The organism is Oceanobacillus jordanicus, assembly GCF_022095695.1.
Taxonomy (GTDB): Bacteria; Bacillota; Bacilli; order Bacillales; family Amphibacillaceae; genus Oceanobacillus_B; species Oceanobacillus_B jordanicus.
In genome coordinates this window covers 215681-230217 of record NZ_JAIFZM010000002.1, presented here as the reverse complement: position 1 = coordinate 230217, position 14537 = coordinate 215681, and the positions used below count along the sequence as shown (strand labels likewise).

Genomic DNA, 14537 nt, shown 5'->3' with positions numbered 1-14537 from the left:
AAACTCAAGCCCCACTGAATGCTCACAACAAAAAACCTTCCTGCCCGAAAGCAGAAAGGTTTTTACTATTACCCTTTAACAGAACCTGCAAGCAATCCTCTTACAAAATATTTTCCAAGGAAAATATAAACGAGTAATGTTGGGAGGGCTGCGAGTAGTGCGCCGGCCATTTGGACGTTCCATTGCACAATTTGGCTACCTGATAAGTTTTGCAATGCTACCATGATCGGCTGTTGGTCGGATGTCGTGATGGTGACGGCGAATAGGAATTCATTCCAGATGTTTGTAAACTGCCAGATTGCCACAACGACAAAGCCAGTAATCGATAACGGGACAATGATATGGCGGAAGATGCCTAGAAAGCTAGCGCCATCTATTTTGGCTGCTTCGATCATTGTATCCGGAATGTTAGCGTAAAAATTACGGAACATCAACGTTGTAATTGGCAGACCATAGACAACATGTACCAATATCAGCCCAGGGATTGTATTATACAAATCTACTGTTCTCAGAAACTGAATTAATGGAATAAGAATACTTTGATAGGGGATAAACATCCCGAATAAGATAAAGGTGAAAATGGTATTGGCACCCCGAAATCTCCACTTAGATAGGACATACCCATTCATTGCTCCAAGCAGTGCTGAGATTAGGGTCGCGGGAATGACCAGATAGATACTGTTCATAAAGTTAGGTGCTAATTGTTGAAATGCCTCCGCGTACGAACTGAAATCGATCGCGGTCGGTAACGCCCACATGCTTTCTAACGATACTTCACTTAGTGGCTTCAGGCTCGTGACAATAATGACGTAAATCGGCATTAAAAATATGATAGCCAGCACGGAAAGGATGAGGTATTTAAATAGTTTTCCAATGTTAAATGTAGCCATTATTGCTCCCCCTTTCGATTGCTCCACAGATACGGAACAATGAATACTGCCACCAATAGAAGCATGATAATCGCAATTGCTGCCCCGTTGGCGTAATAGTTTCCACGGAAGGTTGTTTCAAACATGTAGACACCTGGAACATCTGTTACGAAGTTAGCTCCAGAGCCGGTCATGGCGTAAATCAGGTCAAAGATTTTCAAGGAGATATGTGCCATGATGATAACCACACTCACGGTAATTGGCATCAGCATCGGCAGCACCACTTTTCGATACACCTGAAATTCGCTTGCACCGTCCATGCGGGCCGCTTCTCGCAGTTCATCTGGAATCCCCCGTAAGCCGGCAAGGTACATCGCCAGAGAGAATCCAGTCATTTGCCAGACTGCTGCAATGACAACAGCGATGATGGCAACAGGTAATCCAAATTCAATGCTGCCCCACTCGAACCCGGCAAGAATGTTTGTGTCTGTATACCATTTGGGTTGGATTCCAAACACACTTAAAAATTGGTTGAAACCTGTTGATGGGTTAAGCAGCCATTGCCATACAACCCCTGTTACGACAAAGGATAAGGCCATCGGGAAGAGAAAAATATTTCGGAAGATCGATTCCCCTTTGAGTTTTTGGTCGATAAGGACCGCAATCCCCATACCAAGTACAATTACGAGGCCGATAAATAAAATGGTGAAAAATAAGGTGTTCCGCAGATCTGCCTGAAAACGGAAATCTTGGAACAAATAGATGTAGTTTTTTAATCCTGCGAATGAAAAATCCGGAACGAGTGAATTATAATTGCTTAATGATACATATCCCGTCCAACCGATAAAACCATAAACGAATACGAGAATTAATAGAAATGACGGGATTAGAAATGCAATGGCTGTCCAATGATCCTTGGATAAGCGTTTTTTTGTTCGCACTTGCAGTTCCTTCGCCATAGAAATCCCTCCTTGCGATTAAACAGCAAGAGGCCGCCTGCTTTCCTGAGGCAGCCTCTGCATTATAGTTTGGTGTTGATTAAATTTCTTTTAAGATTGGTGCGTTGAGCTGATGTGATGTGGGGCGGTGGTTTCACTTTGCGCCGCTTTGGTTTCACTTTGCGCCGCTTTGGTTTCACTTTGCGTCACTCTGGTTTCACTTTGCTCCGATTTGGTTTCAACTTGCGTCGCTCTGGTTTCACTTTGCGTCGCGTTGCATGAATCTCGCGCCACTTTGCGTGAAACCCGCGTCACCTCACACCCCACACATCAAATCTTACATCTCACCTGCTGCATTTGTTAAAGCTTGAATGAGGTTGTCGACATCACGTTGGGTTACGAAGATGTTGACTGCTTGATTTGCTTTTGTCAGGAATCCTTCTGATGCTGCAGAACCGTGAGCTAAGCTTGGTACAAGTCTGGAATTTTTGAAGTCTTCCATAGCGTCTGTGCCGTATTCATCATATTTGGATGGGTCTGCATCAACGCGCGCTGGAATGGATCCTTTTAATGGGTTGAATGCATCCTGCCCTTCCACTGAGCCAAGTACTGTTAAAAATTCTTTTACTTCGTCTGTGTTTTCTACACCTTTTGGTAAACCAAAGGTATCGGTGATGATGGTAAAGCTATCATCTGTAGCCGGGAATGGGAAGTACCCGAAGTCTTCGTTTGTTTTAAGATCTAAATCATTCGCAAAGTAACCTTTTGCCCAGTCACCCATATTGATCATAGCCGCTTCGCCATTGGCTACAAGCTGGGCGGAATCCTGCCAGTTACGAGATGCATGATCTTCGTTCACATAATCGAGCATTTTGCCGAAGATTTCAGCTGCTTCTACGACACGATCGTCATCAAAGCCAATTTCTCCTGCGAATAGTTTTTTATAATCATCTGGTCCAAGAACACCTAATAAGATGTTTTCAAAGACTTGCGTTGCTGTCCAAGATTCTTTATCCCCTAAAGCAACTGGTACGACGCCAGCTTCTTGCAGGGCATCTGCTGCTTCAAAGAATTCATCAAAGTTTGTTGGAACCTCGATTCCATGCTCTTCGAATACGGCCATATTATAGAAAAATACGTTACCGCGGTGGATGTTTACCGGTACGGAATAAATATTGTCATCTTGGCTTACAAGGTCAATCAGTTCTTCTGGGAATTTATCCATCCATTCGTTTTCTTCATACAAATCATTTAATGGCTCCATCTTATCGGCAGCCACCCAGCTTTTATTCAATTCTTCCCCGCCATGTACTTGGAATGTAGATGGTGGATCATTCCCTTGCATCCGTGTGGCTAGAACAGCTTTCGCGTTCGTACCTGCTCCGCCAGCAACTGCTGCATTTTCTACTTCAATATCTGGATGTTTTTCTTCAAACAAATCAATTAATGCTAATAAACCATCTTCTTCTCCTGCCCCTGTCCACCAGCTAAAGATTTCGACTTTACCAGCACTCTCCCCGCCGTCATCTCCTGATGAATCGCCGCCTTCTGCTTCGCCTGATGTATCTGAATCTGAATTACAGGCAGCTAGTAAAAGTACAAGTGCTACAAAAAGTAAGTAAAATAATTTCTTCACATGGATTCCCCCTTTATTTTTGTTACCGCTTTCAATGATTAGTATATAGTAGGTTACTGGGTGAATGACTAATCAATTTCTATACTATTTTACGGTTTTCTTCATTATTTACAGATTTGGCGTTGGTACTGGGTAGGAGAAAGGTCGCAGTGTTTTTTAAACACCCTACTGAAATAATTTGGGTCTTTATAACCAATCATGAAACTAATCTCTTTAAGGGTGTACGCATTATCCTTCAGCAACTCTTTCGCTTTTTCCAGTCTTACATGGGTCACATAATCGATAAAGGTCTCGCCTACCTCCTGCTTAAATAAATTGGAGAGGTAATTCGGGCTTAATTGCACGACACCTGCTACTTCCTCTAATGTGAGCGGATCCCGAAAGTGCTCCTGTACATACGCCTTTACCCGCATGATGGTTTGCCTTGAACTAAGATATTCCCCCATTTGCACACAGCAAAGATGGATGAACCGCTGCCAGGCTTCTTCTGTTTTTAATGTGGTGAACGAGCCATGTGGAAGTGGGGTATCGTATTTGGTTAGCAGTTGTTTTACCTGAATGTACAAATCCTCCCTTTCCCCATCAGCCAGGACCTTATTGATCTTTTTGAAAAATAATACCGCCTCTGTTGCGTTTCCTGCTTCAATATGGGACGTAATTTGTTCTACTAATCGTTGATTGGGGATGGCTTTTTGCTCGGCTTGATAAAATCCGTAATGCCTGCCATCTGTCCCTTCTAGCTGCATACACGCCGCATAGGCCTCCTGATAAGCGTCCGGCATTTTTTGTAGTGAAGTGCATGGCTCACTTATCCCGATAAACAGACCGGGCATCGCCTCCTGCAACTGTTTGGCCGCACGTAAAAGCACTGATTTTTCCAAAAGTTTATCTGATATGGCACCCATAATCCAGGCATGCTGCTGTTCTAACAGAATGATTTCACAAGCTAGCAAGTCGGAAAGCTCTTGCTCCACCTCTGTTATGGAGGAGGTCGCTTTTATCACAAAGAAGGCTGCACTTTTCATGGCTGGAAAGCATTGTTTTTGTAGCCGTACGGCATCCTGGGCAATTGGCTGCTGCATCATTTTCATCAGCAACTGTTCTTTCAAAAGCGCATCTTCCCTTGCATGATGCTCCCTTTCTGCCTTAATCTCTTTTGCCACGCGGAGGAGCGTTTTGACGATTTCCTCCTTGCGGCCAGGTTTTAGAATATAATCCTTAATGCCAAATCGCATCGCCTCTTTGGCATAGGCAAACGAGTCATAGGCGGAAACAAGGATAAAACGAATCGCAGGGTTATGTGCTTGAATTTTTTCGATGGCCTCCAGTCCATTAAGGCCGGGCATCTGAATATCAACGAACATAATATCCGGCTGTTTTTCCAAAGCCATCTCCACCGCCATTCGGCCATTTGCCGCCTCCCCCACTACTTCCATGTCCTGAAAATTCTCCTGCAAAAATTTCACCATCGCTTTGCGCTCAATCAATTCATCTTCAGCTAAGAGGATGCGCATTTGCCTCGCCCTCCTTTTTTGGTAATTTCAAACGGATTGTCGTGCCTTCTCCTGGGGTGGATAGAATCTCGACGACATCTTTTTTCTGATAGTACAGTTGTAATCTGCGTATCACGTTCGCTAAGCCAATGCCTGTTGAATGGCCAACATGCTCTTTTTCTGCTTCCATTTCCTCTGTTAGGTCGCGGATTTGCTCCTGGCTCATCCCTACACCATCATCTGTAACTTCGACGATTACCTCTGGGCCTTTATGATAGACGTTTAAGGATATCGTGCCACCTTCTTCCATTGTTTCAATCCCATGTATAAAAGCATTTTCCACAAGCGGCTGGAGCGTTAGGCTCGGTATCCGAATATCTAAGCAGGATTCATCAATCACAGTCTTGAAAGAAATTCGTTCTGAGAAGCGAACCTTTTGAATATGAAAATAATCGCGCACCACCTCTACCTCATCCCGGAGTGCTACCTGCTTATTAAGCTGCCCCAAGCTATGGCGAAGCAGTGTTGCGATCGAATCAATCAATTTCGATGTTGATTTGGCATCCTCTAAATAAGCAAGCTTAGATACAGTGTTTAATGTATTAAATAAAAAATGCGGATTGATTTGGCTTTGCAGATGCTTTAATTCCATATCTTTCACAAGCCGATCAAGCTCAGACTGATCCTTTATTTCCTCTACTAGTCCATGGATGTTGGACCGCATATTATTAAACGCATCCCCCAGCACTTTTAGTTCATCATTGGACTCCACATGTACCGGCTCTCCTGTCAGCTTCCCTTTCGCCACATCCCTTGCTGCATGAGAAAGATGCGCAATTGGCCTTGTAATCCCTTTGGAAAACCACAGCGCAAAAAAAATCGCCAGAAGAATGGTTGTACTAAATAGCAGGAGAATAAACAGGAAAAAATCCTCGTTCCGTTGTTGCATGTCGGTATAAAACGATTGATAATCGGTGAGCTCCACATCTAAAATTTCCAGTGCAGCGGCCTGAATATACTCTGAGGCAACCCTCGCTTCCTCTAAGTGTAACGTGTATTGTTCAATATCATCCTTTATGACAAACCCAGCCGTCAATTCACTCTCATATATGAAAGTATCGATTAAATTGAGGTAATTCTTCATTTCGATTTCATCCGGGTTTTCAAATTTATAGCTAAGGCGTTCCTTTTCATTCTCTAATTTCCGCTTTGCCACATAATATGCCATTCCGTCCTTGGATTTCGTGCCGGATACAAGGGCCTTTGTTTCGGTATAAAGCACTTCGGATTGATGGGAGATCGAATTTAATAATAAAAAGCGTTCAAAGCTATCGTGATAAATGGTGGTGAGCTGGTTTGAACTGACGAAAATAGAGATGGCGGTTATTTGAAATAACAGGACAAACACGAAGAAATAGATTAGTAGCTTTCCCCTGATCGTTTTCATGGTTGCCCCTCCCGAAATGCAGGAAGATTATCCTTGTCGATGATCCCTGTCTCCGTGTAAATTAAATTTTCCAGTAAGTCCTTCTCTTGCAGCCGAAGCAGCGATATTACGGACTCCTTCCCCATTTCCTCAGGGAACTGAGCAATCGTAGCATGGATCTTCCCCTCTTCAATGGCGTCCAATGTCTCGGGAATGAGGTCAAATGCGGTGATATACACATCCTTATTCGGGGCGATTTCCTCCAGCCCTTCTACCATCCCTATACCATCAAGCGCACTTGTCCCGACCAGTGCGGTAATTTGAGGGTATTCTTTTAAAAGGGAATACGTTGCCTGGGTTGCACCAATTTCCGTGATACCGGATTCTTTCACACCGACAATCTGGATGCGCGGATGTCCTTCGAGTATATGTTTTAACCCAGCGATTCTTTCCTGCTGGTTAATCGCATCAAACCGCCCCGTTACGATGCCGACAAACTGCTCTCCCTCGGTATTTTCCAAAATACTCTTGCCCGCAAGCTCCCCGGCATGATGATTATCCGTCCCAACATAAGCCTTTCGCTCACTACTTTTCACATCGGTATCGACCGTGACTACTGGAATTCTCCGTTCTGTTGCTTTATGTACCAGGTCAACAAACCGCTTGCCTTCAATGCCCTGGACAATAATTCCATCCACCTTTGCGGCTATCATTCTATCAAACAGCTTGAGCAGCTCATCATTATCCGCTCTCTGTGGCGCAACATATTCCAAGTAAACATCCTGCTTGGCCGCTTCTTTCCTGGCCCCCTCCTCAATCAGACGCCAGTACTCGTTATCTGTCTCCTCCGCTATTAAAGCAAAATGATAACGATATTCCTCAGAGGCAGCCAGCTCTTTTTCTATGTAGAAGGTCTTGTACCCATAGATCAGCATGCCAATGAAACTAGTGAGAAATAGTAGTATGGCTGCACCATATAAATATTTCCTTTTAATCATGACCGTCGCCCCTTTGTTTGTAAGCGCTTTATAGTATTGTAGCATGAACAGTTAGGTTGCGTAGATTTTTTTGGGCATAAGAAGGGCGCGGTGGCACGCGACTTTAATTAACTTCTTAAACTATCAAGTATGGACAACCAAACAAGAAGGAAATTGGCTATCCATGTCGAATTAATTATTAATGATTTTCTATAAAACCAATTATAATATTCTTTTAGATTAATTGTGATAAAGCAGTACACCTGACTAGAGAAAGAGGGAAATTAACTTGTTATTAGCAACGATACATAATGGGGTTACGCTTAGTGGTGATTCGATTATTAAAAGGATGAAAGAATCGGTAAATAAATATCCTAACGAATTAAGTGTAGCAATGATTAAAGAAAATATTTACTTAGGAAACAGGTGGAATAATCGTGAAGCGCTACTTAACCGCAAGGACTGGTTAATGCTCTATAAAGTAGGTGATCGATGTTCAAACTAAAATGGTGGGAATATTGTTTGGCTTGAACCGTCAGTACGTTCATCACCCTGCTTTCAAGTGACAAAAATACACACTACAATCAATGGCTATTATTCCAGAAAATTTTGATGATCGTTTAGAATCTATTTTTCTAGAGAATCCATCAACTTCCATAGGAGAATTAGAATTAATCATTCAAGAAGTATATGAACTCATACAACGCGAGCATCCTCAAATAGATTTATCTTCCGTTATTGAGAAATCAATATTTGTAAGATCGAAAAATATAATTAAATAGACTCTTCGTGAAGTATAAAGTGTAAGAGTTAATCAAGGCGAAGAAGATATAAAAAAGGAATGATAAAAATATTAGGAGTGATACAGTTAAGTAAGAAGGCATTTCATATTTATAACTTTTTTATTTTTCCTTTTGGTTTGTCGTTTAACGCATTAACCCTGTTTGAAGCTGGAATGAGTGAAGGTGGCGTACATCCATACATGTGGTTTGGCGTCGGGGCTTCGTTTGTGATTTTATACAGCCCAACAAGGCTCTACTAATTTCTAGGTTCCTCATTATGGTAATATTAATGTTTTTTTGGGAAACAGGCCTTGGTTCAACTATTGGTTTAATGTTAGTTGATTAAATTAGGATTCATTTATTAAAGGTGAAGAAATGTACTTAAAGTATCGGGGCAGGATTGTTTAATAAGAAAAGGTATTGTTAGGTATTTTGTCTAATTAGTTCGCTAATCGAATACATAGGTTTCTATTAAATTAAGTAAGTTAATATATTTAGTGAGGTGATTCTGTTGGTTAATAATGTGCAGATTGAACAAGTGAAAATAATTGATAAACACGTTGATGAACTTTCCGAACTTCTAGTAAAGGTAGTAGAAGATGACGCATCCATTGGCTTTTTACCACCACTGCAATTTTCAGATGCTAATAGATATTGGTTGAATGTCTTAAATTCCGAAGTGCTTTTATTTGTAGCAAAAATAAACAATCAGATTGTTGGAAGCGTACAATTACAGCTATGTACTAATCAGAATGGTGGTCATAGAGCTGAAATTGCAAAGCTAATGACAGATCCTAATTATCGACGTAATGGCATTGGTCGTTATCTTATGAACAAAGCTGAAGAACAAGCCAAGCAGGAGGGCAGGTCATTATTAATTCTCGATACAAGAGAAGGAGACCCTTCTAATCTTCTTTATTCTTCTATTGGTTATATTCAGGCTGGTAAAATCCCTTATTATGCTAAATCGGCAAATGGACAACTACATTCTACCGTTCTCTATTATAAACGCTTAATATAAGCAGAGCCATTTTCAATTAAGTAGATACCTTTTTCTAATTCAGTAACGGGTGCTTTAACACATCTATAAGGTGGTCTAATTTAATGAAAACAGAATATTTTAATTGTTTAAAACTATCTCCAGCAACTTTCTATTTAACATGGCTATCCGTTGGAGGGATGAATATGAAATATATTGTACAGTATCTAGTGGCATTAATGGTACTGGTTATTTCAACATTTGCTGCGTGGTATGAGGGCAGTGCTATTAGAGAAAACTTTTTTGAATGGAAGTACTCAGCATTCTTTTCAAAATGGTTTAATGGCGAAATCAGAAGTGTTGCCGATATCTCACAACTGGACCATTTCATTTATGCAGCGAAATTCACCCCTGTCTTTCCTGTGCTAATGGTATGTAGCGTGTCCTATCTTATAATTCTTGGCCTCTACACCTTATTTAGAAAGAACTCAAAGGCTATGATTATTTTATCGTTAGTGTTAGCCACGTTGTATGTATTCTTGGGAATTCTCATTTCAAAATCACCAACAATAGGAGGTTCTGTTTTCACCATTGTCTTTACAGTTATTGGTGCTCTTCACCTTATTCTCTCGCTTCTATTCTTCATTAAAATTTGTAAAGAGAAAGAAATAGTAGAATCCTTTTAGGCTATTAGATGCGGTATTAAAAAAGTGAGGAGGGCCTAATTTTCTTACTTCATACTAGTTATTTCACACCAATGAAAACAATCTCCCCTCCCCCTACTCGCCAACTAGGTTAAAACATCATTTCAAATAAGGGTTTAATACACGTCCCTTCTATCCTTTATCTCACCCCTAGATTATTTCAGATAGCAACTCAAATGAATTGGATAGTGTTTTGAACTACTAGAGTAAATTAATAAAGTATGAAATGGGGATTAACAATGAAATTGAAGAACCATACGACGTTTGGGAAGATACTTGGTTGGTTAGGTTTTTTATTTTTTATTTCTGGATTGTTATTTTTTAATAAGAGTGGGCTGATGGCAGAAGATATCCCAGCTGCCCTCTACCCTTTTTCCTTACCAGCAACCATTATAGGGATAATCCTCATGCTTAGTTCTCATTTCTTTAAAAAGAAGAACGTTTAGTTATTTTCACTACTAACCACCCCGTAAACATTTAATAGTTGTTACGTTAGGAATGGAAGAAATAGGTCCTGAACTGGATGGGAAAGTTATTAGAATGAAAGAAAATCTGTGAAATTCTTCTTTTGCTAACGGGGAGGTTTGTTTTAAAAAAAGAATGCGTCAGGAAGGAATTCTCTTATTTGAAGAGAATTAATAATATTAAAATCTAATTAATCTAATTTGGGGGGATAATGATGGAGTGTTATAAGGTTAATACAATATTTAGAGTGGTATGTCTAAAAGGTGTTGGTGCTTATGCTGATTTTGGCACCGATGTTCCAAAACTTGCTCAACAATTTCTCACTCGTGTAGATGAAATTGAAAATCATTCGGGTACTGAAATAGCTCTTTTCGAACCTAAAAGAGATACTAACCATCTGGAAGGTCACTATTATGTAGGATTAATTGTTAATGAGACCTCAATAAACGTCCCAGTTGGGATGGAGTTTATCGAAACAGCTCAGGTCTATGTCACAACTAGGGGGAATATACTTCATATCGAAAACCTACATAAAGATTTATTAAAGTGGTCAGATGATCAGGGTTATAAAAGGGATTTAGAATCTCATATTGTCGAAACCTATCACCCACTGGAAAATGGTGAAGAGGAAGTAGAGATTTATTTGCCAATCCATATATAAAATCCGTTACATTAATCCCCAAATTAGAAACATATAGTGGCTTTTCATGAACGGGCGAGTATGTACTTATGGTGTTTTCTAGGAGCTGTAATTTATCATAAAAGAGGATGGAGTATTTTAAACTCCGAGCATCAGTCGTTATTTCCAAGGAGAAGAAAAAAATGAAACTAAGAATAGAATTGTTCGTGGAAAACTTAGAAAGGTCAATGGAATTCTATAGTGACGTGTTAGGTTTTAGCTTGCCTAACGATACAAATAATAGTTACATACCTGTTAGAAAAGGTAATGTGGTTTTTGGCTTGGGTGAAATGAAAGAATTACCCGAAAGTCACCCTCTTAAAGGTTCTGATGATCAAAGAATAGGTTTAGGCGTTGAAATAGTCTTAGAAGTGGAAGATGTAAAAGCTATTTATAATAAAGTAGTTGCAAAAGCGTATCCAATTCAGGCCGAATTGACAAAAAGACCTTGGGGGTTGGAGGACTTTAGGATAGTTGACCCAGACGGATACTATCTAAGAATAACCTCATAAACGGCAAATGACTAGAATCCAATGTTGGGCTAATAGGGCAATTAGTAGATCATTAAAAAGATATGAATATATGCAAGAGTAATGTCATCATTATCAGCTGCTCCTTACGTGAAAGATATATTAGGACATACAGTCGACCAAACTTCACTTGAAGGAACGATTAATTTTATTGAATTTGTTATCGAACAAGAAAAATTAGGAAAGCAATATTCAAGAGTCGTTCTGAATGAAAATGATGTCCTTTTCTTGAAGTAGAGGAGATATTTATATGGAGAATATAGTAAAACAGGGAATGGCAAATCTATTTAAAGGAAAGGAAGGCGTTGGAGGCAAGCTGTACTTAACTGATCAGCAATTAATACATAAGGCCCACAAGGCAAATATACAACGCGGGAAAGTTGAAATTAATTTAATTGATATTGATCATTTGGAATTATATACGAATAAAATTTTTGGGATTTCGCTGATAAAAAACGGTTTAATGGTTGTGGCCAAAGACGGTAAGCAATATAAATTTGTTGTGAATAAAAGAGAAGATTGGAAAAGGGAGATTGAGAGATTACTAGAAAATTAGTTTGATATAAATAAATGGAAACAAGGGCTGTATGGACAACCCTTGTTTTTATTTGCTCTTATGGAAAGTTAGAGGTTTCTCTTTCGTTTCCTTCCTTTTGTTTCACTTTGCCCTCCCCTCTTTTCGCATTCTTCCAGCACACTCCTCGCTTGGCTTGCCCCACATTATATTTTACCTCGTAACAGAACGCACATTCGTGTTATAATTATTTTAATATTATAACATCAATCATCGGGGGATTTATATGAATTTAAAAGATATAGACATTCCAAAACAAATGAAGCACTATAACGTGCCGGGTTTAAGTCTGACCTTAATTGAAAATAACCAAATTAGTATCACAGAAAATTACGGTGTCTTGGAGGCAAGAGAGAATAAAAATGTAACTACAGACTCTATTTTTAGTGCCTGTTCCATTAATAAATTCCTTACAGCAATGCTTGTGGTAAAATTAACGGAACAAGGTCTCCTTGATCTAGATGAGGATGTAAACGAAAAACTAGTATCATGGAAAGTACCTCGTAATGCGTTTTCTAAAAATAAAAAAGTTACATTACGAAACTTGCTTAGCCATCAATCAGGGATTATCGACCCTAAAGGTAGTTTTACAGAACTTGATTCAACTATAGGATCTCCTTCGATGTTTGATCTATTAGCGGGGAACACTCCTTGTTGTAAAGAATCTATCGAAGTGACTTACGAACCTGAAAGTGAATTCCACTATTCAGATGCAGGTTACTGTATCATCCAGCAACTAGTAGAGGATGTAACGAAAAAATCCTTTCAGCAAGTTGTTAACGAATTCCTGTTTAAACCATTAGCAATGGAAAACAGCACATTAGACATGAAACGAATAGCAACGAACAGTGAAGATTTTTCTTGCGGACATTACAAATACGGCGAAGTAGTAGAAGGAAAATATCCTATATATCCTTACCCAGCCGCTTCAGGACTATGGACAAATTCTATCGATTTAGCAAAGTTGGCGATTGAATTAATGAATGCACTAAAGGGTGAAAGTAAAATCGGAATTTCTGCAAGGAGAGCAAAAGAAATAATCTCTCCACAGGGAGGAAAAGCTTGGAGTGGACTTGGTGTATTTTTGGAAGGATCGGAAAAAGAATTTGAAATAACATCACTCGGTTGGGGAATAGGCTTTCAATGTATGATGGTACTTTTTCCAAATATGGAGAAGGGCGCGGTCATCATGACAAATGCAGAATTAGGTGTTCATCAAATGGAAGGCATTATTGGGGAAATATATACATCTCTGAAAATATAACACTGTTAATATGGTCGTGCAAAGGCGCTTAGGCTGAGGGGCGGGAGTTAGTGGGATTGGTGCGTCACTTCTAATAACCGAGGCGCCACTTTCCTGGAGTGGTGCCTCACTCTGTGTGGCTCCTCGCGCGACTTTGTGTGACTTTCACGCGACTCCCCCGAGATACCCACGCGACTTCAAATGGTTCACTTTCCATTGCCCTCCATTCAATCTCCCTCAACAGCTTGCTGGGCGAAACTTTGCTATAATGTAAGCCATGACAACAACGGAAATGAGGTATAGCCATGCAAGTAATTGAAAATGAACACCTGAAAGTGAGCATCAGCCCTGAAGGTGCGGAGCTTCGGGAAGTATGGAGCAAACAAGAGGAAATGCAATATATGTGGGAGGGCGATCCTGCCTATTGGGGGCGCGTTTCGCCTGTGCTTTTTCCTATTGTGGGACGGTTGAAAGATGATCGCTATTTTGTTGACGGCAAGGAATATGCCATGAATCAGCACGGCTTTCTACGTGACATGACGTTCGAGCTTCATGACCATCGCGCAGACCACGTAAGCTTTTCCTTTTCATCAAATGGGCAGTTTACGGCTCAATATCCTTATGAATTTCAGGCAATCATCTCCTATACGTTAAAGAAGGACAAACTCTCTGTCAGCTGGAAAATCATCAATGAAAATGAGGAGAGCATGTACTTTTCCATTGGAGGGCATCCCGCTTTCCAGGTTCCTTTACTTGAAGGGGAGACACTTGCTGATTATCGTTTGGAACTCGTAGGTGATGGCAATGTGAAGCAGTATGAACTGGAAAATGCGCTGATACATGTGAAAGAAAGCAATCTGGAAACTCCAATCACCCCTGTTCTTTCGGATAATCTATTCAAAAATGATGCGCTCATCTATAGTAATATCAAGCAAGTGAAGCTCCAATCAACAAAGTCCGGAAAAGGTATCCAAGTTGACTGTGCGGGGTTCCCGTATCTCGGTATCTGGAGTAAATTCAATGAAGAAACTGGCAAGATCGCCCCGTTCCTCTGCATTGAACCATGGCATGGTATTGCTGATATGCATGACACAACAGGTGAACTTAAAGAAAAAGCTGGGATAAACAAGCTGCCTGCTGGGGAAGCATTTGAAAGTACGTACGAGATTACGTTTAAATAAAGCCAGTTAGACAAGCTGACTCGCAACGTCGTTTTCACTCGTCTACAAACAACAAAAAACC

Annotated in this window: 16 protein-coding genes; 10 read left to right on the top strand and 6 right to left on the bottom strand. The window is 40.4% G+C overall.

The window, feature by feature from the left end; all coding sequences use genetic code 11:
• Positions 1–68: 68 nt before the first annotated feature.
• The 6 genes from K3T81_RS03170 to K3T81_RS03145 form a co-directional block, all read right to left on the bottom strand.
• Positions 69–821: a carbohydrate ABC transporter permease gene (locus K3T81_RS03170; protein WP_379553672.1), complete on the bottom strand. Its 753-nt coding sequence runs from the start codon at positions 819–821 to the stop codon at positions 69–71.
• A 68-nt stretch (positions 822–889) separates the two neighbouring features.
• On the bottom strand, positions 890–1828 hold the full coding sequence (locus K3T81_RS03165; RefSeq protein ID WP_036576003.1) for a carbohydrate ABC transporter permease: 939 nt from the start codon (positions 1826–1828) through the stop codon (positions 890–892).
• Between the two features lie 316 nt (positions 1829–2144).
• Positions 2145–3443, bottom strand: coding sequence for an ABC transporter substrate-binding protein (locus K3T81_RS03160; protein WP_420830772.1), 1299 nt, complete (start codon positions 3441–3443; stop codon positions 2145–2147).
• A 104-nt stretch (positions 3444–3547) separates the two neighbouring features.
• Positions 3548–4957 (bottom strand): response regulator transcription factor, encoded by a 1410-nt coding sequence (locus K3T81_RS03155; protein WP_238018183.1) that lies wholly within the window; start codon positions 4955–4957, stop codon positions 3548–3550.
• Positions 4938–6383, bottom strand: a complete 1446-nt coding sequence (locus tag K3T81_RS03150) for a sensor histidine kinase (RefSeq protein WP_238018181.1) — start codon at positions 6381–6383, stop codon at positions 4938–4940. The genes K3T81_RS03155 and K3T81_RS03150 overlap by 20 nt, the downstream gene beginning before the upstream one ends.
• Positions 6380–7360: a sugar-binding protein gene (locus K3T81_RS03145; protein ID WP_238018179.1), complete on the bottom strand. Its 981-nt coding sequence runs from the start codon at positions 7358–7360 to the stop codon at positions 6380–6382. Before K3T81_RS03145 ends, K3T81_RS03150 begins: the two co-directional genes overlap by 4 nt.
• A gap of 268 nt (positions 7361–7628) precedes the next feature.
• Between K3T81_RS03145 and K3T81_RS03140 the strand changes: the two genes are divergently transcribed.
• From K3T81_RS03140 to K3T81_RS03095, 10 genes are all read left to right on the top strand, one after another.
• Positions 7629–7844, top strand: coding sequence for a DUF4037 domain-containing protein (locus K3T81_RS03140; protein WP_238018177.1), 216 nt, complete (start codon positions 7629–7631; stop codon positions 7842–7844).
• A gap of 788 nt (positions 7845–8632) precedes the next feature.
• A complete protein-coding gene (locus tag K3T81_RS03135; RefSeq protein WP_238018175.1) occupies positions 8633–9142 on the top strand; it encodes a GNAT family N-acetyltransferase in 510 nt (169 codons plus the stop codon).
• 164 nt (positions 9143–9306) lie between these two features.
• Entirely contained in the window at positions 9307–9786 is a 480-nt protein-coding gene (locus tag K3T81_RS03130) for a YjdJ family protein (RefSeq protein WP_238018173.1), read from the top strand.
• Between the two features lie 257 nt (positions 9787–10043).
• A complete protein-coding gene (locus tag K3T81_RS03125; protein ID WP_238018171.1) occupies positions 10044–10250 on the top strand; it encodes a hypothetical protein in 207 nt (68 codons plus the stop codon).
• A gap of 233 nt (positions 10251–10483) precedes the next feature.
• Complete coding sequence (locus K3T81_RS03120; protein ID WP_238018169.1) at positions 10484–10930, top strand: GyrI-like domain-containing protein; 447 nt, start codon at positions 10484–10486, stop codon at positions 10928–10930.
• Positions 10931–11091: 161 nt separating this feature from the next.
• Positions 11092–11460, top strand: a complete 369-nt coding sequence (locus K3T81_RS03115) for a VOC family protein (RefSeq protein WP_238018167.1) — start codon at positions 11092–11094, stop codon at positions 11458–11460.
• Positions 11461–11541: 81 nt separating this feature from the next.
• Entirely contained in the window at positions 11542–11715 is a 174-nt protein-coding gene (locus K3T81_RS03110; RefSeq protein WP_238018165.1) for a hypothetical protein, read from the top strand.
• A 13-nt stretch (positions 11716–11728) separates the two neighbouring features.
• The gene (locus K3T81_RS03105; RefSeq protein WP_238018164.1) at positions 11729–12034 is read left to right on the top strand and encodes a hypothetical protein; all 306 of its coding nucleotides are present in this window, start codon (positions 11729–11731) and stop codon (positions 12032–12034) included.
• Between the two features lie 244 nt (positions 12035–12278).
• Complete coding sequence (locus K3T81_RS03100; protein ID WP_238018162.1) at positions 12279–13316, top strand: serine hydrolase domain-containing protein; 1038 nt, start codon at positions 12279–12281, stop codon at positions 13314–13316.
• 284 nt (positions 13317–13600) lie between these two features.
• Positions 13601–14476 (top strand): aldose 1-epimerase family protein, encoded by an 876-nt coding sequence (locus tag K3T81_RS03095; protein WP_238018160.1) that lies wholly within the window; start codon positions 13601–13603, stop codon positions 14474–14476.
• Positions 14477–14537 lie beyond the last annotated feature (61 nt).